Source organism: Mesorhizobium sp. UC74_2 (assembly GCF_042701485.1).
Taxonomy (GTDB): domain Bacteria; phylum Pseudomonadota; class Alphaproteobacteria; order Rhizobiales; family Rhizobiaceae; genus Mesorhizobium.
In genome coordinates, this window is record NZ_CP170562.1 from 1,162,777 (window position 1) to 1,182,042 (window position 19,266).

At 61.6% G+C, this 19,266-nt stretch carries 18 protein-coding genes and 1 pseudogene; 10 read left to right on the forward strand and 9 right to left on the reverse strand.

Translation table 11 applies throughout. The features are described 5' to 3' along the window. Positions 1-291 (reverse strand): hypothetical protein, encoded by a 291-nt coding sequence (locus ACFJIU_RS05470; protein WP_379068437.1) that lies wholly within the window; start codon positions 289-291, stop codon positions 1-3. 220 nt (positions 292-511) lie between these two features. Between ACFJIU_RS05470 and ACFJIU_RS05475 the strand changes: the two genes are divergently transcribed. Further along, complete coding sequence (locus ACFJIU_RS05475) at positions 512-1,576, forward strand: GNAT family N-acetyltransferase (RefSeq protein ID WP_379068439.1); 1,065 nt, start codon at positions 512-514, stop codon at positions 1,574-1,576. A gap of 10 nt (positions 1,577-1,586) precedes the next feature. Here ACFJIU_RS05475 and ACFJIU_RS05480 read toward each other — a convergent pair whose 3' ends face one another. Continuing rightward, positions 1,587-3,182, reverse strand: coding sequence for an ABC-F family ATP-binding cassette domain-containing protein (locus tag ACFJIU_RS05480; protein ID WP_379072971.1), 1,596 nt, complete (start codon positions 3,180-3,182; stop codon positions 1,587-1,589). A gap of 239 nt (positions 3,183-3,421) precedes the next feature. Between ACFJIU_RS05480 and ACFJIU_RS05485 the strand changes: the two genes are divergently transcribed. Next, the gene (locus ACFJIU_RS05485) at positions 3,422-4,354 is read left to right on the forward strand and encodes a LysR family transcriptional regulator (protein WP_379068441.1); all 933 of its coding nucleotides are present in this window, start codon (positions 3,422-3,424) and stop codon (positions 4,352-4,354) included. Positions 4,355-4,364: 10 nt separating this feature from the next. On the opposite strand, the gene ACFJIU_RS05490 is transcribed toward ACFJIU_RS05485, so the two are convergent. The 5 genes from ACFJIU_RS05490 to ACFJIU_RS05510 form a co-directional block, all read right to left on the reverse strand. Next, on the reverse strand, positions 4,365-5,354 hold the full coding sequence (locus ACFJIU_RS05490; protein ID WP_379068443.1) for an MBL fold metallo-hydrolase: 990 nt from the start codon (positions 5,352-5,354) through the stop codon (positions 4,365-4,367). A gap of 117 nt (positions 5,355-5,471) precedes the next feature. Next, positions 5,472-6,329: a spore coat protein U domain-containing protein gene (locus ACFJIU_RS05495; protein WP_379068446.1), complete on the reverse strand. Its 858-nt coding sequence runs from the start codon at positions 6,327-6,329 to the stop codon at positions 5,472-5,474. 92 nt (positions 6,330-6,421) lie between these two features. Further along, entirely contained in the window at positions 6,422-8,770 is a 2,349-nt protein-coding gene (locus ACFJIU_RS05500) for a fimbria/pilus outer membrane usher protein (protein ID WP_379068449.1), read from the reverse strand. Positions 8,771-8,804: 34 nt separating this feature from the next. Then, positions 8,805-9,524, reverse strand: a complete 720-nt coding sequence (locus tag ACFJIU_RS05505) for a molecular chaperone (RefSeq protein ID WP_379068452.1) — start codon at positions 9,522-9,524, stop codon at positions 8,805-8,807. A gap of 21 nt (positions 9,525-9,545) precedes the next feature. Further along, on the reverse strand, positions 9,546-10,043 hold the full coding sequence (locus ACFJIU_RS05510) for a spore coat U domain-containing protein (protein ID WP_379068454.1): 498 nt from the start codon (positions 10,041-10,043) through the stop codon (positions 9,546-9,548). A gap of 230 nt (positions 10,044-10,273) precedes the next feature. On the opposite strand from ACFJIU_RS05510, the gene ettA reads away from it, so the two are divergent. From ettA to ACFJIU_RS05530, 4 genes are all read left to right on the forward strand, one after another. Beyond that, the gene (ettA, locus tag ACFJIU_RS05515; protein ID WP_129414194.1) at positions 10,274-11,923 is read left to right on the forward strand and encodes an energy-dependent translational throttle protein EttA; all 1,650 of its coding nucleotides are present in this window, start codon (positions 10,274-10,276) and stop codon (positions 11,921-11,923) included. 67 nt (positions 11,924-11,990) lie between these two features. Further along, on the forward strand, positions 11,991-12,755 hold the full coding sequence (tam, locus tag ACFJIU_RS05520; RefSeq protein ID WP_379068457.1) for a trans-aconitate 2-methyltransferase: 765 nt from the start codon (positions 11,991-11,993) through the stop codon (positions 12,753-12,755). Between the two features lie 192 nt (positions 12,756-12,947). Further along, positions 12,948-14,069, forward strand: a complete 1,122-nt coding sequence (locus tag ACFJIU_RS05525; RefSeq protein ID WP_379072972.1) for a beta-ketoacyl-ACP synthase III — start codon at positions 12,948-12,950, stop codon at positions 14,067-14,069. 109 nt (positions 14,070-14,178) lie between these two features. Continuing rightward, a complete protein-coding gene (locus ACFJIU_RS05530) occupies positions 14,179-14,778 on the forward strand; it encodes an MOSC domain-containing protein (RefSeq protein ID WP_379068459.1) in 600 nt (199 codons plus the stop codon). A gap of 73 nt (positions 14,779-14,851) precedes the next feature. On the opposite strand, the gene ACFJIU_RS05535 is transcribed toward ACFJIU_RS05530, so the two are convergent. Then, positions 14,852-15,865 (reverse strand): hypothetical protein, encoded by a 1,014-nt coding sequence (locus tag ACFJIU_RS05535; RefSeq protein WP_379068461.1) that lies wholly within the window; start codon positions 15,863-15,865, stop codon positions 14,852-14,854. A gap of 83 nt (positions 15,866-15,948) precedes the next feature. Between ACFJIU_RS05535 and ACFJIU_RS05540 the strand changes: the two genes are divergently transcribed. Then, on the forward strand, positions 15,949-16,548 hold the full coding sequence (locus ACFJIU_RS05540) for a TetR/AcrR family transcriptional regulator (protein WP_379068464.1): 600 nt from the start codon (positions 15,949-15,951) through the stop codon (positions 16,546-16,548). 98 nt (positions 16,549-16,646) lie between these two features. Here ACFJIU_RS05540 and ACFJIU_RS05545 read toward each other — a convergent pair. Beyond that, positions 16,647-17,596, reverse strand: a pseudogene (locus ACFJIU_RS05545) (aminotransferase class IV). On the opposite strand from ACFJIU_RS05545, the gene ACFJIU_RS05550 reads away from it, so the two are divergent. The 3 genes from ACFJIU_RS05550 to ACFJIU_RS05560 all read left to right on the forward strand — a co-directional run bounded on the left by ACFJIU_RS05550 (position 17,552) and on the right by ACFJIU_RS05560 (position 19,253). Next, positions 17,552-17,803, forward strand: coding sequence for a hypothetical protein (locus ACFJIU_RS05550; RefSeq protein ID WP_379073287.1), 252 nt, complete (start codon positions 17,552-17,554; stop codon positions 17,801-17,803). The pseudogene ACFJIU_RS05545 and the gene ACFJIU_RS05550 sit on opposite strands and share 45 nt — an antisense overlap. Before the next feature lie 34 nt (positions 17,804-17,837). Further along, a complete protein-coding gene (locus ACFJIU_RS05555) occupies positions 17,838-18,326 on the forward strand; it encodes a peptide deformylase (RefSeq protein WP_379068467.1) in 489 nt (162 codons plus the stop codon). A gap of 153 nt (positions 18,327-18,479) precedes the next feature. Beyond that, a complete protein-coding gene (locus ACFJIU_RS05560) occupies positions 18,480-19,253 on the forward strand; it encodes a siderophore-interacting protein (RefSeq protein ID WP_379068469.1) in 774 nt (257 codons plus the stop codon). Positions 19,254-19,266: the final 13 nt, after the last annotated feature.

The following is a 19,266-nucleotide window of genomic DNA, read 5'->3' on the forward strand; positions in this document are numbered from 1 at the left end:
CTAATTCCATGACCTCGCGTTTTCCCGGAGCGAAAGAATGGCCCCGAGGCGTTCGAAGCCCGAAGGTTCGATGCCATCGGCGGACTGATTTCCGGTGACGGTCCAGCGGCATTCGAGCCGCCCCGAAACAGGGTTCATCCGCCAGCGCACGATCGGCTTCGATACCGCCTGCCGAGGCATGCGGATGACCGGGACGGCTGTTTCGATCGCCGGGTGTGACTGATGGGCAAGCCGGCCCCACGGGCCGATGAGTGCCCGCAGACAGCGATGGGCAAAAGTAATGATTTTCATGTCTCACCTCATTGACGCGCCACCACGGCGTCAAAGGCGAGACCAGGAACTAGTCTCGACCAGACGGCCGCAGCGGCGTGCTTTCTCGACTACTGTCGCTAGGCATGGTTCCAGCTTCCTCTAGGGTCGCGGCAGGGCAGCAGCCCCTTCGCTCGACGGTGACGGCTTACGCCTTGTGCGAGGCCGGCACCAGTATCTTGGTCGGATGGATCGTTATGCTTTGGCATCGGTCGTCTATACCAACGTATATCCGGCGACCGGACGATGCAGCGATCTGTCCGGCAATGCGGACCGCCGATGTCTCGACACGCTGGCTCGGCTTTGCCACGTTGCCGGCATGGAGAATCTTTGCGTGAATGACCTGCGGCTGATGCAGGGTCTGGCCCAGCAGGTGACCGCCCTGCGGCCGGAATTGCTCAACGCCGATGCAACCGTTGGTGAACTGGCCTGGGTCTGGGGGAAGGATTTCGACGTCCTCGGCCCGTTCTGGCGGCAGCGGCAGTGGCTCGTCGGTGGCAAGCTGGCTGCGTGGGGATGGGTTCATCTTCCGTACCGGATTCCGCGCGGAGATGGGACCTTTCGCCAGGCTACGGCCGCCAATCTGATTTGGCAGACACATCCGGATCAGCCGGAGCTGCTGCACGAAATCCTGGACTGGTATGACATGGTCGCCGACGGCGTCGACCGGCTGCTGACGATACAGTCAGCGGACACGAACGCGCAGGCTATCGTCCCCGGGCATGGCTACGTGTTCGATACAGAGGCAGGAGCCGATGATGGATCATGGGTACAATTCAACAGGCGTGAACTGACTGATCTGCCGGAGCCAGTCCTGCCCGCAGGCTTCCGGTTCCTGACGGCCGAGGATGTGTCCCGGGTTGATGCCGTCAAGGCGCATCGCGATGCCTGGCAATCGTCGAGCTTGAGCGAGGCAGCTTTCGCGCGCGTGCAGGGGACCTGGCCGTATCGAGCTGATCTGCACGTGTTGGTCGAGGCGCCCGACGGCACACTGGCGGCGACCGCGATCATCTGGCTGGACGCGGCGACACAGACTGCTGAATTCGAACCCGTGGGAACGCATGGGGATTTCCGTCGGCGGGGACTGGGTACTGCCCTGCAATTGCATGGCATGCATCGGGCAAAAGCCGTCGGCGCCGGGCACATGCTGGTTGCCTGTCTTGGCGCGCCGGCGCACGTTGCTGCCCGCAACATGTACTACGGCGTCGGCTTTCGCGCGTTGACCCGCGACCTGCCGCAGATCAAGGTCGCCCGCCAGCGGGCCTGACCACCACGGTTCAGCCTTGTTGACTGGATCCGAGATCCAGTCGCCGATCCAGGATGATGCTATCGAGAAAAACTTCGTCGTGGCTGACCACCAGAATGGCTCCGTCGTAGGCCCGCAAAGCAGCCTCCAAGGCGTCGGTCGCGTCCAGGTCGAGATGATTGGTCGGTTCGTCCAGAAGCAGGAGTTGTGGCGGCATGGTGCGGCCCAGCACGCAAGCGAGACCGGCACACAGTCTCTGGCCACCGCTGAGTGCACGAACTTCCTGGAGAGCGTCATCGGCCCGGAACCTGAAACGTGCCAGGGCTGCCCGGCATTCGTTTTCGCTGGCGTCGGGATTCAGGCGCAGGAAGTTGTCCCGCAGCGACTCGCCTGGGTCGAGCAACTCGACACCCTGATCGAAAAAGGCATGAGAAACGTTGAGGTCGATGCTGCCGTGTTGCGGCTCCAGTTTGCCGACGATCAACGAAAGAAGAGTGCTTTTCCCGCAGCCATTGGGCCCGGTGATTGCAACGCGCTCCGGGCCTGTGATGGACAGCGACAGGTCGCGGATTGTCGGATGTGCCGGATGGTGTCCTCCCGTCACCGTATTCAGCCTGAGAACCTGCCTGTTCTGCGGCAGGCCCGTCGAGGGGATATCCATCCGGATCGGCTGAAGGATTTCGGCCTGAGCCCTGGCCGACGACACTGCGTCCTGGGCTCTGTCACGTCGCAGGTCGCGCAAGCGTGCGTTTGCTCCGCCTGAAGCTTCCGATCGTCCCTTTGCTGCGTCGAGCATGATCTTCGGCTGGTCCCCGCGTGCGCGGGACTTCAGTCCCACGCGATCCTTGCGTGCTTTACGCTCCAGCGCCTGCTGGGCATTGCGTTTTGCCGCGGTGAGCTGCTTTTCGGCATCCGCCAATTTGCGATCGGCGGCTTGAAGGTCCTCGGCCTTGCGCGCCTGATAGGCGCTGTAGTTTCCACCGTAGCGGGTTGCCCCGAGGGTGCTGAGCTCAACGATGGCGTCCATCTCCTCAAGCAGTTCGCGGTCGTGGCTGATCACGATCGCACCGGCCCGCCAGCCTTTGAGGAGATCGATCACGGCCCGTCGTCCGGCGCGGTCGAGATTGTTGGTGGGCTCGTCCAGCAACAGGAAATCCGGCTCCTGAAAGATCAGCGCGGCAAGGCTCGCACGAGTACGCTGGCCTCCGGACAAGGTGGAGAGGGGTGTCTTCAGGTCGATTTCCAGACCGCAGCGCAGAAGTGCTGTCTCGATCCGCATCGGCAGCGTCCAGTCCGCGTCTGCCAGTTCTTCCGTGCTGGCTTTTCCGGCAGCCGCACGATCCAGGACCGCCAGCGCGGATGAAACGCCGAACAGATCATCGACGTTTTTGCCGGGGCACGCCTGAATTTCCTGCTGCATCCAACCCAACGTGCCGTGAATCCGGACTGTACCCGCTCGTGGTGGAAGTGTTGCGGTGATCAGGCGCAGCAACGTCGTCTTGCCGGTGCCGTTGCGCCCGACAAGTCCTGTGCGCTCAGGCCCGAAACTCAGGTTGATATCGGAAAAAAGGGAGGTGCCGTCAGGCGTGGACCAGCCAAGGCTGGCAAGCGTAATGGATGCAGACATGGGACACTCGTTGCGTAACCGAAGCGGTGAAGGCAGCGAGGGGCTGTCACATGTCAGCGAAACTCCAATGGTGTTGTTGCGCCAATCTAGGGAAGGCCATCGAAAGAACAAGGCCTCAAGACAATCTTTCGTGGACTTGCCGGTTTCCAGGCTTAAATCACCGCCCGTCCGTGCCTATGTGATCGCAACCGCTGATCGCGGACTTCACCCGGTCGTTTCATTCAGGAAGGCGCATCTGCTTGCACGAACGTCTGCTCGAAATCGACGGCAGCCTGCTCCTGGCGCTCGACGCCTTGCTGCGTGATCGCAACGTCACCCATGCGGCCGCGCGGCTTGGCATCACACAGCCGGCGCTTTCCGCGCGGCTGACGCGGCTCCGGCACGTGTTGGGCGATCCGCTGCTGACGCCGGCAGCGTCCGGTCGCGGCATGACGCCGACGCCTCATGCGGCAGCGCTGCAGCCGGAGCTGACCAAGCTGATTGAACGGCTGCGCGACTTCACGAATGCCGCGCAGGTGTTTGACCCGGCGACAAGCCAGCGCGTTTTTCGCATCACGGCGACCGACAATCCCGCGGCGATCCTGGCCCCGGACCTGATACCGCACCTCAATGCGGTGGCGCCGAACCTCCGTGTCGCGCTCGTCCTGCCGGACAAGCCGCGCATCGCGGCATCGCTGGAAGAGGGGGAGGTCGATCTTTATCTTGGCCTCGCCGAATGTGTCGCCAACGGCCTGATCGGCCGTGCCCTGTTCGACGAGGAGTTCGTAACGGCACAACGCCGCGGCCATCCGAGGGGAAACCGGCCGTTCGATCTCGACGAATTCTGCTCGCTCGACCATCTCTTGATTTCCGCGGACGGTGGCAACTTCACCGGAATGGTCGACGAGGCGCTTGCGGGTTTGCGGCGCGAGCGCAGGGTGACGGTATCGGTGCAGAGCTATGCGCTGGCCACGCTCGTCCTGATGAACAGCAATTGCATCTGCACCTTGCCACGCCGCTTCCTGGAGCGTTTCACGTCGTCGCTCGATCTGTTCGAACCACCGCTGGAGCTTGCGCGGTTCCAGCTGTCAGCGTTCTGGCATCAGCGTATGAGTGAGGATCCCGCCCATAGCTGGTTGCGCGAGCAGGTTTTCCTGACCGCCAAGGCGCAAGGCCGGTCGATGTCGAATTGACCGGCCCAGCCTATTGTCCGGCTGCTCCGGTCCGGTTTCGGTATTCGACCGGGTGCCAGCTGTAGGAGCCATTTCCCTCGGCGCGGATATGACCAACCCCCGGGAACTGCAGATGCGGCACGGCTATGAGCTGGCGCGTCTTGGCGAAATCGGGAAACACCTCTTTTCGCACTGCCGCCGCCTGGTCCGGCTTCACGTCGTAGACGATGGTGATCGCCGGCTTGGGAAACTGCACCGATTCCACATGGACGATGTCGCCAACGAAGACGATCGACTGTCCTTTGTCCGATACGGTGAAGAAGGCTGTACCGGGAGTGTGTCCGGGGTGGAGGTTCGCCACGATGCCGGGCAGGATGGTTTCATTGTCAGCGAAGGTTTTGACCTTGCCGGCTTTCGCCAGAACGCCGACTGTCTTTTCAGCCTCGTCGAAGTAACGCCGGTCATAACCCGTTCTTTGCGCGTTGGCCGGGTCGAGGAAGAAATCGATGTCGGGCGTGCCGACATACACCGTCGCATTGGCAAAAGCCGGTTTCCCGTCCTTGACCAAACCACCGGTGTGATCCGTATGGACGTGGGTGATCAGGATATCGGTGATGTCCTCCGGCTTCACGCCGATACTGGCGAGACTGTCGTGCAGCTTGCCGCCGAAGCCCGGTCCGAACAGCGAGCCGGAGCCGGTGTCGACGAGAATGCGCCGATCGCCGGTGCGCAGCAGATAGACGTTGATGGACGCTTCGACCGGATTGGCCAGGAAGGAGCGGTCGAGAAGCCCATCGACCTCGGATTGCGACGTTCCGGTCAGCAGCTTGTGCAGATCCTGCGGGACAGTCCCATCCGACAGGGCCGTAATCTCGATGTCACCGAGCGGGAAAGAGTAGGTGTCGGCGGCTTGCAGATAGGAAGCTGTCGCTTGCGCGCCGTTGCCTTCGGCGAAGGTCGGTATTGCGGTGCCGATAAGCAGGCCAAGTGCCGTGGCGGCAAGAAGGGAGCGACGTTTCATGAAGGAGGTCCTCTGTTGCGGATAGACCTCAGCTATGTGCTGCCATGACAGGCTTGAAATCGGAATGCTGGATGGGACCGATAGATCGCGCTTATACCTTGTGGGGTCTATGGCGGATCAATACGTCACCGTGACCACGACGGTGTCGGTATAGGTGCCCGGCGCCGGCGTGGTCTGCGGCGGCACACGCCCATAGACGGGAATGCCCTGAGCGGCACCTGTGCCTGTGCCTGAGACCGTATTGGTGCCGATCGTGTTTCCCCAGGGAAGGCTGCGGGCGGTATCCCTGTAGAGCCCGTAGGTTATGCCCTGGGTGCCGAGAGCCATGCGGCGGCTGGTCGGACCCGTGCCGGTCTGGCCATTGCCGAGGCCTACGGAATAGGTCGTTCCGGGCGTGCAACTGACGGCAACCTGTCCGGTTGCATCGACATTGCCGGTCAGCACACCGGTTGTGCCGAAGTCGACGGGCTGCGTCGAGATCAGGCAGTTCGCCGCCACCGTTGCGGTGGTGTTGAAGGACGGCCGGGCAACGACGACGCCGGTGGTGACGGTGCAGTCGTTGCTGGTTGCGGAATACCGGTAGCGGAATTCCACATGGCTGCCGGAAAAGGCGGACAGATAACTGCCCGGCGGGACGGTGCCCTGACCGCCGGGCACGGCGCCGTAGAGCACGGCACTGCCGGTTCCCGAACCCAGCAGGCTGAGTGTCATGGCAAGAACTGGAGGGCGGGACGGATAGGGCCAGAGGTAGGAACCCCAGACGGTGCTGCGGCTCGCATCCGAATAGATCTGGAAATTCATGATATTCGTGCCGTTCAGCATCTGCCTGTTGGATGCCGTCGCTCCACCGGAGCCTTCGCCCAGATTGGGGCATATCAATATTCTCGACAACGACGTCCCCGTGCAGCTCACGCTCATATTGGCGGTGGTGTTCGTCTGCACGCCGGACAGCGTGTCCACCTGGCCAAAATTCATTGCAGAGATGCCGAAAGTGCAGCTTTGTGCGGACGCCGCTGAAGGAAGCGCAATGCCAAGGAAGAGGCCTGCCAGGGTCCCAAGAGAAAGCCTCACTGGCATACCACCTTCCTGATCACCACCTGTTTGCCCGGATTGGCTCGATACGGGAACGTTGCCTGGCAAGAGTTGCCGTCGCCGAGATCGATGGTGACGCTGTTGTCGCTCTTGAGCGCACGGATATAGGCTTCGCCGTCATAGCCGATGACGAAAGGTTCAGGATTGCCCGGCAGTGTGCCTGTGGAACTGACAGGCAGGGGAGCGCCGCCGGCGTCGACGAAGGAAACCAGCGCGGCGGCGGGTTTGTCGGAAACGCCGAAGTCGACGACCACGCCGCTGCGGTCGGCCGGCACCACGATCTCTTTCGTCGCAGGAATATCGGCATCCACGGGCAGATTGCCGGGATTGATTGAAACCGTGTTGTCCTCGTAGGAGTGCAGGTCGGGAACGATGATCTTGCCGCGCCTGCCCGTCTTGCCCACCGGGCGGTTCTGGTATTGGACTTCGACGTCGGGTGCGCCGACGTTGACCACGGCGAAAGCATCGTCGATCCGGTTGGTCGCGAAGATACTTCCACCCGCGACGGCAACCGCACCCTCCAGCTGCGCCGTGGCGCGGATATCCTTGTCGAATTGCTCGACGGCGGCTTCGGCTCGCCCGATGGAAGAGCGGTAGCTCACGGCTGCCGACCGATGCGGCGTCTTTCCTTCCGACGTTCTCAGGCGCCAGCCGACGCTGCCGTTTTCAAACTGTTCCGATTTGGTGAGATCGGCAAAGCCACGTGTTCCGTCCGGGCCGTTTTCGACACCGGTGGAGGCGGTGATGTTGTCGTCGAAGGGGATGGAGAGACCTGCAAATATGCCAAAGCTGTCCTCGTTTTCGATGTCCTTGAAGGCGGTGGCATAGATGGTGCTGCGCTCGAAAATCTGTTGACTGTAGGAGACGCCGACGATCCGGTTGCGCTCCCCCTCGGCATCCTCGAAATTGGTGAAGGAAAGTGTCAGGCTGGACAGATCGAGCGGCATCGGGATGCTCAGTGTCGCCTGGTCGATTGCGCGCGGCACTCCGGCGCTGAAGAGCGGCAGGCCGTCCCGCCCCAAGGCAGGTTCGGCGGTAACGGCGGCGATGTCCTGGTAATTCCCGAAGACGCGCTGGATGCGTCCATACAAGGTCCATCCTTCATAGCCGAGCTCCACCGTTGCATTTACCAGCGAGCCCGAACGTCCGTCGTGATAGCTGCCGGCAACCGCCATTGACGCCGCGCCGTAACCCGCGAGGGGAAAGGCGATGCCGGCGCCACCATTGATGAGATCCGCGCCGCCTTCGGCGTGACCTTCCAGCGTCAGCCAGTCGGTGAGCCCGTAGCGGGCACTGACCGAGCCCATGAGCCTTTGGTCATAGGTGTTGGATTCGATGCCGAAATTGCGTCGGGGGAAACCAAGCTCGGCGGAGAAATCGAGCAGGCCGCGGCGCAGCAGCATGCTGGAGGAGTAATAGGGCAGCGTCGTTGCTGTTTCCCGGCCGAGACTGTCCCTGATCACGACCCGCGCCTGGCCTTGTCCGGTGAAGGCGGGGATGTTGACGACCTCGAAAGGACCTGCGGCCACCTCTCCGGCATAGCTTCTTGTGTTCTGGGTGTAGATTTCAAGCGTGGAGGGGACGGCGGCCGTGCCGGAAAAGGAAGGCAACGGCAAGGTCACGAGATCCGGGCGCAAAGCAAAATTGCGCTCGATCTGCATGCCGCCGAGATAGACCGGCCGTGTCCAGGCGAGGCCGCCGGAAGTGAAATCCCCGGCCCGATAGGTCACCATCCTCTTCGGGTCCGAGTAGGACCATGTCGTCTTGAGCCTGCGAAACGTGTCGAACTCGTTGTCCGAATAGCCTGCGATGAAGGACTGACTCAGCGTGCCGTATGGGCTGAACAGTCGCGCGTCGAAACTGCCTGAAATACCTTGAAAGAGATCAGCTTGCTTGTCGAACAGCGTGTTCGAACTGGCAAAGAGTGAATAGTTGAGTACGCCGCCATAGCTGGAACGCGGCTCAAGGCGGTCGCGCTTTTCCCTTGCGTCGACGTCAACCACCTTCGCTTGCCGCGCATCGTCGGACGTCGCGATGAAAATGCGCTGGCTGGCCTCATCGACGCGAAATGAGACCGACGGCAACCGATCGATGATGACGAGGCCGTCATCCGCCTTTGCACTGTCGACAGGCTTCAGACCCACCTCGGAAAGTTCCTGCGGGGCCACGGCAAGCTGGCCGTCAGGCAATTGTTTGAAATTGCCGATCAGATTGGTCGACGCATCATTGATGAAGACCTCCAGGTAGAGATCCCGTGTCGCTGTCGTTGCCGGCTGCGGATCCGTTATGTCGGTTGCCTGTGGTTCCGACGATGCGGAAGACAAGACGAAAACCGAAGCCAGCACACAGAATGACAGCCTAGCGGCTGGTCGCGACACTTGCCGTTATGGGACCGGCGCCGCTTTGTGCGGAGAGCTTCACCGTCCCTGTGCCAAGCCGTCCGGCTGCCCCCACCGGCCATTGCATGACAGAACCCCCAAGCACGTAGCCGACAAGACCCTTGCGGCTGGCGATCGCCTTTCCACCTTGCGTCAAGGTCAGATCGGACAGGCGCAGCCTGCTGCCGCCTTTGTTCTCGCCGATCAACATCAAGCCGCTGCCTGAACGGGCGAGCTTCCATGTCACTTGCGAGCCGCCGGCGTCGGCGTTTCGAAAGAACACCGGGATCATGTGTCGAACCACCAGATTGACGGTGCCGGCTTTCTTGCGGGAAGGGTCAGGAAGTTCGTCGACCACCACACGGTAGCTTTCCTCGCTTGCGACCGGCGTTTTGTCGACACGCACGACACGGATCGTGTAGTCCTCGTTGGGTTTGAGCTTCATCGATGGCGGGCTGGCCACGACTTCGGATGTGGGCTCGAGTTGCTCCGAGCCACCTTGCTGCGTCCATCGGAAAACACGGACCTGCACGTTGAGCGGGCCGCGAGCCTCATTGCGTAAGTTGAGAGTGGCCGCACTGTCGGGCCCGATAAGCTCGACCGTTGTCGGTGCTACGCGGAGCGAAGCGGCCTCCGCCAGAGGCAGGCCTGACAAGACAAAAGCGACTACCCCGCCAAGTCCTTTCAGCAAAGGATGCATGTCGTTTCCCTCCTTCGCCGTTCAGTAGGTTACGGTGATTGCAACGACGTCGGAGTAGACGCCCGGAGCGGGCGTGTTCTGGGCCGGCACGCGACCATAGGCGGTGATGCTCTGGGCAGCACCGTTGCCGGTGCCGGCGACGGTATCGGTTCCGGCCGTATTGCCCCAAAGCTGGGTGCGGGCGGCATCCCGGTAGATCGTGTAGTTGATGGTGGCTGATGCTGGTCCGGTCATCTTGCGCACGGCAACGGTCGCACCCGCGCCGTTGCCGGCATTCAGACCCACTGTATAAGGCGTGGTGTTGGTGCATTGGACTGAGAGCGTTGTCGTCTGATCCAGATTGGCGTCGATGACACCCTTGGTGCCGAAGTCCAGATCCGCAGCGCTGACGACTTTGCACTCACCCTGAATGTTGATTCGAACATTAAGGTTGCCGGTTGCCGTGGCGGCAAAAGTACTGGTGGGTATTAGCGCCGCCGCCGCGCAAACAGCAGCAATTGTGCAGTTCAGCAACTTCATAAAGATGCTCCCTGTTGAGGTTTCCGCTGCGAACGGAAACTCTGGCGAAGCACCCCTGCCTGTACTTTGTATGCCATTGCATCGAGCGGGGATCAATAGAAGTCCGCGATGCATTTGACCGAGCGCGATTTCGTGCCCTAAACGATTGCCGTTTCGGTCGCCATCGCCTAAATAGCGCGCAACCTCCGTTCAATTCGGCTTCCAATCCGTTCGATCCAAGGAAAGCGCGCGTGGCACGCCAGTTCATTTATCACATGTCCGGCCTTTCAAAGGCCTACGGCACCAAGAAGGTGCTGGAGAATGTCCATCTGTCCTTCTATCCGGATGCCAAGATCGGCATTCTCGGCCCCAACGGCGCCGGCAAGTCGACCATCCTCAAGATCATGGCCGGGCTCGACAAGGAATTCACCGGCGAAGCCTGGCTGGCTGAAGGCGCGACCGTCGGCTACCTGGCGCAGGAGCCGCAGCTCGACCCGAACAAGACGGTGTTCGAGAACATCATGGAAGGCGTCGCCAAGAAGACGGCCATCATCGAGCGCTACAACGAGCTGATGATGAACTATTCCGACGAGACGGCCGATGAATCGGCCAAGCTCCAGGACGACATGGACCGCCTCAACCTGTGGGACCTGGAGCAGCAGGTCGAGATGGCGATGGAAGCGCTGGCCTGCGCACCCAAGGACGCTGACGTGACCAAGCTTTCGGGCGGCGAGCGCCGCCGCGTCGCGCTGTGCAAGCTGCTGCTTTCCGAGCCGGACCTTCTGCTGCTCGACGAACCGACCAACCATCTCGACGCCGAAACCACGGCCTGGCTTGAAAAGCATCTGCGCGCTTACAAGGGCGCGGTACTGCTCATCACCCACGACCGTTACTTCCTCGACAACGTCACCGGCTGGATCCTCGAGCTCGATCGCGGCCGCAGCATTCCTTACGAAGGCAACTACACCGCCTATCTGGAAGCCAAGGCCAAGCGCCTCAAGCAGGAAGGCCGCGAGGACGATGCCCGTCAGCGCGCCATCGGCCGCGAACGCGAATGGATCCAGTCCTCACCGAAGGCTCGCCAGACAAAGTCCAAGGCGCGTATCCAGGCGTTTGAAAATCTGCTCGAACAGGCCAACAATCGCCGTCCGACCGATACGCAGATCGTCATCCCGCATGGCGAACGTCTCGGCAATGTCGTGATCGAAGTCGCCGACCTCGACAAGGGCTTCGGCGAACAGCTTCTGATCGAAAACCTGACCTTCAAGCTGCCGCCCGGCGGCATCGTCGGCATCATCGGCCCGAACGGCGCCGGCAAGACCACGCTGTTCAAGATGATCACCGGCCAGGAAAAGCCGGATGCCGGCACCATCCGTATCGGCGAGACGGTCAAGCTCGGTTATGTCGACCAGAGCCGCGACGCGCTCGACCCCAACAAGACCGTCTGGGAAGAGATTTCCGGCGGTGCCGAAGTGGTCAAGCTCGGCAAGTTCGAAGCCAATACCCGTGCCTACTGCTCGTCGTTCAATTTCCGGGGCGGCGACCAGCAGCAGAAGGTGGGCAACCTGTCCGGTGGTCAGCGCAACCGCGTGCACCTGGCCAAGATGCTGCGTACCGGCGGCAACGTTTTGCTGCTCGACGAACCGACCAACGACCTCGATACCGAAACGCTGGCCGCACTCGAAGACGCGCTGGAAAGCTATGCCGGCTGCGCGGTGATCATCAGCCATGATCGTATGTTCCTCGACCGCCTGGCGACGCATATCCTGGCCTTCGAAGGCGACAGCCATGTCGAATGGTTCGAGGGCAACTTCGAGGACTACGAGAAGGACAAGATCCGTCGTCTCGGCCCGGAAGCGGTGAACCCGCACCGGATGACCTACAAGAGACTGACGCGATAAGAATACCGACGCCCCGCCCAAAGCGGGGCGTTTTTCATTTCGAGCATTTTCGACTGGAGTTCGTACGATGAAAGACTGGTCCGCTTCGCTCTATCTTAAATTCGAGGACGAGCGCACGCGCCCTGCGCGCGATCTGCTTGCGCAGGTGCCGGTCGCGAACCCAGGCCGCGTCGTCGACATCGGTTGCGGACCGGGCAATTCCACGGAACTCCTGGCCGATCGCTGGCCGGAAGCGCAAGTCACCGGGTTCGACACATCGCCAGACATGATCGAGAAGGCGCGGGCGCGGCTGCCGGAACTTTCCTTCGAGCTCGCCGATGCGGAGAACTGGGCGCCGGCCGAGCCGGTTGACGTCATTTTCGCCAATGCCGTGTTCCAGTGGCTGCCGGAGCACCCGGCAGTGTTGCAGCGCTTGCTCGGTTTGCTGTCCCCCGGCGGCGCGCTCGCCGTCCAGATGCCCGACAACATGGATGAGCCGTCGCACCGGCTGATGCGTGAAACCGCGGCGGCGATGCCTTTTGCGGAGAAGCTCGCCAAGGCGGCGCGTGCGCCGCTGCCTCCGGTATCATTCTACTACGACAGGCTGAAGCCGCATGCCGCCAGGTTGGACATCTGGCACACGGTCTACAACCATCCGCTGGCCGATGCTGCCGCGATCGTCGAATGGGTGAAGTCGACAGGGCTCAAGCCGTTTCTGGATCCGCTCGACGAGGCGGAGAAGAGCCGGTTCCTGGAGCACTACACGGCGAAGATCGCGCAGGCTTATCCACAGACGGTCGACGGCAGGGTGCTGCTGCGCTTCCCGAGGCTGTTCATCGTCGCCACGCGCTGAAACTCGCGGCCGATTGGTCGACATCTCCGTCGGCGTTGCAGACGCAGCGTCAACAGCCATGCGCGAAGCGGGATCAGGAAAGGCTCGCTTCGGGTCGGAAGGTAGCGTAAACCGCATAGAAAAGCCGGCCGCATCACCTCCCAGGATGCTGGCGCCGGCGCGGCTCCCAACCGCCAGGAAAACGAGTTGAACATGCATCGCGTCATCATCAGCGGCATCGGTGTCGAAATCCCGGAAGCATCGATCAGCAACGACGAACTGGTCGAAAGCTTCAATGCCTGGGTCGATGTGGAAAACGCCAGGCGAGCGATCACAGGCGCGGAGCCGCTGCAGAAATCCGACGCCGATTTCATCGTGCATGCCTCGGGCATCAAGAAGCGTCACGTCGTCGAGCGTACCGGCATTCTCGACCCGACGCGGATGGCGCCGCGACTGCCGGCCCGGGCGGACGAAGCGCTGTCGCTGCAAGCCGAATTCGGTATCGCTTCCGCGCGCAAGGCGTTGGCGCATGCCGGGACAGAGCCCGGCGAGATCGACCTGGTCATGGTCTCGTCGTCGCATCTGCAGCGGCCCTATCCGGCGATTGCTATCGAAATGCAGGAAGCGCTGGGCACCAGAGGCGCCGGCTTCGACATGGGGCTGGGATGTTCGTCCGCCGCAGCGGCGCTGCATGTGGCGGTCAATCTTGTGCGCTCGGGTGCGCAGAAGAAGGTGTTGGTGACGACACCGGAAATCATCACCGGTCATCTCAATTTCCGTGACCGCCAGACGCATTTCATCTTCGGTGACGCTTCCGTCTCGATGGTGGTGGAAGCAGTCGGGGAGGAAAAGCAAAGGCCGGGTCGTTTCGAAGTGCTCGACACCAGGCTGTGGACGCAGATGTCGTCCAACATACGCACCAATCTCGGCTATCTGACCCGCACCACGCAGGACGATCCCTATATGATCGATCTCGAGGGAAACATGATCAAGCAGGTCGGCAACAAGGTGTTCAAGGAAGTCACCGTCGCCGGCCACAAGTTCATCGTCGAGTTCCTGGCCGAGCATGGCTTGACGCCCGATGGCATCCGCCGGTTCTGGCTGCACCAGGCCAATGCGCGCATGAATGCCATGATCCTGAAGCTGGCCTTTGGCCACGAAGTGGGGCACGATCGCGCACCGATGGTGCTTGAGCGGCTGGGCAACACGGCGGGTGCTGGCGCCATCATCGCGCTCAGCGAAAATCATGCCGATATGAAGCCGGGTGATTTCGGACTGCTGTGTGCCTTCGGTGCCGGCTATTCAATTGGTGGCGCACTTTTGAAAATGCAGTAGGCGCCCTGCATCAGAAACCTTCATCGGTTCATCAGCGCTTTCGACTGGACCGCATGAGGGCATTGCGACAGGTTGCGCCTCCAAATGTGCAGACTGTGACAGGTAGACCATGCTCGATACACAGCCCGAGATCGTGCCGGGCAAGAAGCTCAGCGCCAAAGTCGCCGGCCTCTATGCCGCGCCATCCGATGATTTCCAGACCAGCGCGGTAGAGCGGCTGCAGCTCGGCTTTGACGGCATACCGGGAGACTTCCATGGTGGCCAGACACGCAGGTCGGGCGGGCGTGAGCCGTGGTATCCGCGCGGCACGGAAATCCGCAATGAACGGCAGGTGTCGATCGTCGCCTTCGATGAACTGGCCGTGGTCGCCGAGCGCATGGGACTTGCCGAGATAAGGCCCGAATGGATCGGCGCCAATCTCGTTATCGACGGCCTGCCGAACCTGTCGATGCTGCCCTCGGCCACGCTGCTGTTCTTTGCCGGTGGGGTGACATTGAAGATCGACGCGCAGAACGGTCCATGCCGTCTTTCCGGTCGTTCGATCGCTGAAAATGCCCGCATGGAAGACCAGGATGCCGGTTCACTGCTGTTCCCAAAGGTGGCGAAACGCCTGCGCGGCCTGGTTGCCTGGGTGGAAAAGCCTGGTGTGATCGAAGCCGGAGAAGCAATTTCGGTCCGCGTTCCCGAGCAGTGGATTTATCAGGCCTGAGAGCGCCTCCAGGGCAATTCCAGGGAAAGTCCGTAGCCGCCTTCCTGGAGCGTTTTCGTGTAACGGAAGCGCTCTATCGGGCGGCACGCAGTTGTCGGTAAGCCAGGGCAGCGAGCACGAGCACACCAAACAGCATGACGGCGTTGACCGTATATTTCACGGTGAGCGCCGCATCGCCAGCCGGCTGAACCGCAAAGGACGTCAGCGCGTAGGCAAGAAGGGCAGCCGCCGCCGTGCTGAGCACGTGGATGCTTTTCCACGCCGTGCGACCCGACCATATCGCAATCAGCATCGCGCAGCCGGCGAAAGCGAGCAGCGAGAGCGAAACGCCGGTCCAGTCCGGCGAAGAGAAGATGTGCAGGGCAAGTATGGCCAGAACAAAGACGGCAACCAGCCATGGTGCCGGCACGTAGCCGGCGCGTTTGCCGATGTAGACCGGCGCGAGGAGGGCGGCGATGCCGAGAAGCAGGGCGCAGGCAACCGTTGCCACGACCTGCGCCTTTGTTGCCATGAAACCGGTGACCCTGAGATGGTCGTCGAAGACGAGGGCGGCGGCAGCCAGATAGAGCGATACCATCAAAAGGATGCCTATGCGCCCGAGCCATGGCCGATCGGCAATGCGTGGCGCGCAGCATTCCACCACTGCGATCGGAGCGGCGAAACTCCAGACGACATGGGTGCTGACGAAGTCGAGGGTCAGGTTGGCGCTGATCCCGAGCGGGCTTATCCAGGTCGGCAGCCTTTCAGTATCCCAATAGGCGATGTTGAGATCGGTGCCGTAGTGAGGGTTGAAAAGGCTCTGGTCGATCAATCCAGCCTGGATGAGGCCAAAGGCGGCGGCGAGCAGAAGCATGGTCGGCCATCCGCGTCCGGTGCGTCGCGCGATCTCGCGGATGAGCAGCGCGACTGAACCGTAGAGAGGGGCGAGAATCAGCAGGCCCCACAACATTTCCAGCGGGTGATATGTGCTTTCGGCATAACCGACCAGATACTCAGCCGAGATGGGCGAGAGCAGGAACAGGCCGATCACCGGCAGCAGGCGCCGACCAAGCTCTGGCTTCGACAAGACCGTCACCGCGGAAGACATCCGAAAACTCTTGGCCAATAGTGGAGTATATGCTCTATTAATGAGCGAGATGCAGAAAACAGTCAAGCGCCCGAGATCGCCTGATGCGCACCGTCGATCCTGAGAAACATGCCCGCAAGCGCGCCGACATCCTTGTTGCAGCCGCCGAGGAATTTGCCGCCAATGGCGTCGACGGCACTTCGACCGCGGCGATCTGCCGGCGCGCGGGTATCGGTTCCGGCACGCTGTTCCACTATTTTCCGACCAAGCTCGACATCGTGCATGGCCTGTTCGGCGATGCTTTCGAGCGCATGACTGCGGTCTATCTGGAAGCCGAGGTCGAGGACGATCCGCGGGAAGGGTTTCACCGTATCCTGCAATATCTGTTCGATGACCTCGCCAATCCGTTGGCGCCGGGGTTAATGGCGGTGGCGCTGCTGCAAATCGGTCGCGACGAGGCATTTGCGCGGATGTTCAGCGAGGACGAAGAACGAGCCAGGCGTTCGCTTACAATTCTTCTGGAACGGATGGCCGATCGCGGCACGCAACTTGCGTTTCCCCCGGAACGCGCCGCTGCCTGGGTCCAGAACCTTTTCGATGCCAGCTTCCTGGCCTCCGGCAATGCCGGATTCGACGCCGCCCTTCAGACGACGGAACTGCGCACGATGATCGGCTGGCTGGTTGGGCGTGAATGCCAAGCCTAGAGCGTTTCCGTTTTTTACGGAAACGCGGAAACGCTCTAAGTTTTTGTTTTCGTCGCATTTTTGTAACGCCAAGTGATTCCACTTGGCTACAAAATGCTCTAGCTGGGATAGGTGACGGGGCTCGACCAGGCGGGGTCTTCGTGTCTGTGCCAATAGAGCTGTTCCAGCCGTCTGGTGACCGGCCCGACCTTGCCGTCGGCGATCGGCTTGTCGTCGACCCTTGTCACCGGGATGATGCCGCCGGCGGTGGACGTGATGAAAACCTCGTCGGCGCCCTTGAGTGTCATCATGCTCACGTCGACTGCCTTGCAGTCGAGCCCGAGTTCGCTTGAGAGTTCGAAAACCGTGCGCCGGGTTATGCCGGCCAGAACGCCGACCGCCGGCGTCACCAGCCTGCCTTCCTCGACTGCGAAGACGTTGAAACCCGGGCCTTCGGCGATATTGCCGTTGAAGTCGAGCAGCAGCGCCGTTTCGGCCTTGCGATCATAGGCATCGTAGAGGCCGCGCACGAGATCGAGCCAGTGGTAGTTCTTGATCGCCGGGTCGACTGACGCGGGTGGGATGCGGATACGGTCGCTGATCGCGACATGCAGCCCGCGTTCGCGCTGCTCGGCATTGGCCACCGAGCCGAAGGGCACGGCAAAAGCCATGAAACGGTTGATGGCATCGCGCGGATCGCGGCTGAAGGTCGGAGAGGCGCCGCGCGTGCACAGCATCTCGACATAGGCGGCGCGGTGGCCGGAGAGCGCCACACAATTATGCAGGATTTCCGCTACCTGTTCCCGCTTGAAAGGGATCGACATGCGCAGCCGTTCCAGGCCGCCGAAAAAACGTTCGATATGCAGGTCCAGCCGGAAGAAGCGGCCGTTCCAGACGTGAACGGTGTCGTAGGTGGCGTCCGAATGCAGGAAGCCCCAGTCGAGTACCGAAATCCTGCTTGCGACATCGGCAGATACTGTTCGTCCAGGAAGGCGACGCCGGCTGGATAGCTGTGCGGGTCGATATGCCGGCTTTCGAGAGCGGGCAGGGCGCTGACGATCTGGTCCATGGTCTCTCCTCATCTTTTGACACAGAATGCCCGCGCACGATGAGCCATATTCCTCAGAATGGCCGTCTGCGTGCGCGCGATGCGATCAAAACGGCGGGACTGCTGAAACGGAACGATCAGCGCAACGGCTGTTTCAAGTCTGTCCTTGCCAGGCAGCACACGTTTCACCGCTTCGCCTTCTTTGACGCATTCGGTTTTCACCAGTGACCTATGTTTGGCGTCTTTGAAGAGGAGGCAGACCATGGCGGTGAGAGAAGTCGTTCTGATCGGTGACGCACGGCTGCGGCAGGTCGCGCAGGCAGTCGATCCGACCAGACACGATTGGCGGCAGGACGCCATGGACCTTGCCGATACGCTGACCGATCTCAAGGCACGCCTAGGCTTTGGCCGCGGGCTGGCCGGACCGCAGATCGGTTCGCCCTGGCGGTTGATCGCCTTCGACTGTCGTTTGGGGACCTTTGTTGCCGTCAATCCGCGCATCACCTGGCGTTCGGATGAGACTTTTTCCGTGCTGGATGACTGTTTCAGCATTCCCGGACGAAAGGTGCCGGTGATGCGCAGCCGGGCTGTCACATTCGAATGCCTTGATCTCGATGGCCAGATCCACGGCTTTGAGTGTCTCGAACCCGACCTCGCCGAACTGGTGCAGCACGAAGTGGATCATCTCGACGGGATCCTGATGGTAGACCGGGTTCAGGCCGAAGCCTTGGAACACCACGCCAAGAGTTGACAGGCGACCGGGTGCGACCTAGTTGAACGCTATCAGCCAGTTGCACTGGCCGTAAGCGTTAACGTCACTCAACGCGCAAGATCGAATGGCTCTCCGCCGCGATCTGCGCGGCTGTGTCCAGCAGATCGAGGCAGGAGCCTTGAGAGGACACAGATGAATATCCAGACAACCGCGAACATTCCAGCGGATGCGCCGCGCATCGAACGTGTTCGCTTCGAACTCAGGCGCCGCTCGCTTCTGGTCGAGCGGAGCATCCGCCTGACGCCCGGTATGCTGCGCATCGTCTTTTCGGGTGACGACCTGAACGACTTTGCAAGCCTCGCACCCGACGATCACATCAAGATTTTCGTGCCGACACCTTCAGGCGAAATCGTGCCGCGGTCCTATACGCCACGTTACTACGATGCCGAGGCGCGCGTGCTGGCGATCGATTTCGCGCTCCATGATGCCGGACCGGCAACGAACTGGGCGATCGACGCGCGGCCAGGCGACCGGCTTGAGGTTGGCGGTCCGAAGGGCTCGACGATCGTTTCTCCGGATATCCGGCACTGGCTTCTGATCGGTGACGAGACGGCGCTTCCGGCCATCGCCCGCCGCATCGAGGAAGCGCGCGAGGGCAGCCGCATCACAAGTGTCGTCGCCGTGACTGGACCGCAGGAACATCTGGTGTTTGATACACGTGCCGATCTGCTCACGCTGTGGGCTCACCGTTCGATTTCGGACAGCAGCGATCCCACCACGCTGCTGGCCCTGCTGAAGACGATCGGCCTGTTGCCGGGAACGTTCGTGTGGATCGCGGCCGAAGCGCTGGTGACGCGCGCTATCCGCAGCTATCTCGTGCAGGAGCGGGGCCATCCGCTCAGCTGGATGAAAGCATCCGGCTATTGGGTCATGGGCCGTGCGGATGCCCATGAGAAGTTCGAGTGATCGCGGGCGATTC

Bases quoted from the DNA above. Each gene is read 5' to 3' on its own strand.
- ACFJIU_RS05495 (WP_379068446.1), bottom strand. From the start codon at position 6,329: ATGAATTTTGGCCAGGTGGACACGCTGTCCGGCGTGCAGACGAACACC.
- ACFJIU_RS05490 (WP_379068443.1), bottom strand. From the start codon at position 5,354: ATGAAACGTCGCTCCCTTCTTGCCGCCACGGCACTTGGCCTGCTTATC.
- ACFJIU_RS05550 (WP_379073287.1), top strand. From the start codon at position 17,552: ATGCCGGCTTTCGAGAGCGGGCAGGGCGCTGACGATCTGGTCCATGGT.
- ACFJIU_RS05540 (WP_379068464.1), top strand. From the start codon at position 15,949: ATGCGCACCGTCGATCCTGAGAAACATGCCCGCAAGCGCGCCGACATC.
- ACFJIU_RS05560 (WP_379068469.1), top strand. From the start codon at position 18,480: ATGAATATCCAGACAACCGCGAACATTCCAGCGGATGCGCCGCGCATC.
- tam (WP_379068457.1), top strand. From the start codon at position 11,991: ATGAAAGACTGGTCCGCTTCGCTCTATCTTAAATTCGAGGACGAGCGC.
- ACFJIU_RS05530 (WP_379068459.1), top strand. From the start codon at position 14,179: ATGCTCGATACACAGCCCGAGATCGTGCCGGGCAAGAAGCTCAGCGCC.
- ACFJIU_RS05470 (WP_379068437.1), bottom strand. From the start codon at position 291: ATGAAAATCATTACTTTTGCCCATCGCTGTCTGCGGGCACTCATCGGC.
- ACFJIU_RS05480 (WP_379072971.1), bottom strand. From the start codon at position 3,182: ATGTCTGCATCCATTACGCTTGCCAGCCTTGGCTGGTCCACGCCTGAC.
- ACFJIU_RS05525 (WP_379072972.1), top strand. From the start codon at position 12,948: ATGCATCGCGTCATCATCAGCGGCATCGGTGTCGAAATCCCGGAAGCA.
- ACFJIU_RS05555 (WP_379068467.1), top strand. From the start codon at position 17,838: ATGGCGGTGAGAGAAGTCGTTCTGATCGGTGACGCACGGCTGCGGCAG.
- ACFJIU_RS05510 (WP_379068454.1), bottom strand. From the start codon at position 10,043: ATGAAGTTGCTGAACTGCACAATTGCTGCTGTTTGCGCGGCGGCGGCG.
- ACFJIU_RS05505 (WP_379068452.1), bottom strand. From the start codon at position 9,524: ATGCATCCTTTGCTGAAAGGACTTGGCGGGGTAGTCGCTTTTGTCTTG.
- ACFJIU_RS05535 (WP_379068461.1), bottom strand. From the start codon at position 15,865: ATGTCTTCCGCGGTGACGGTCTTGTCGAAGCCAGAGCTTGGTCGGCGC.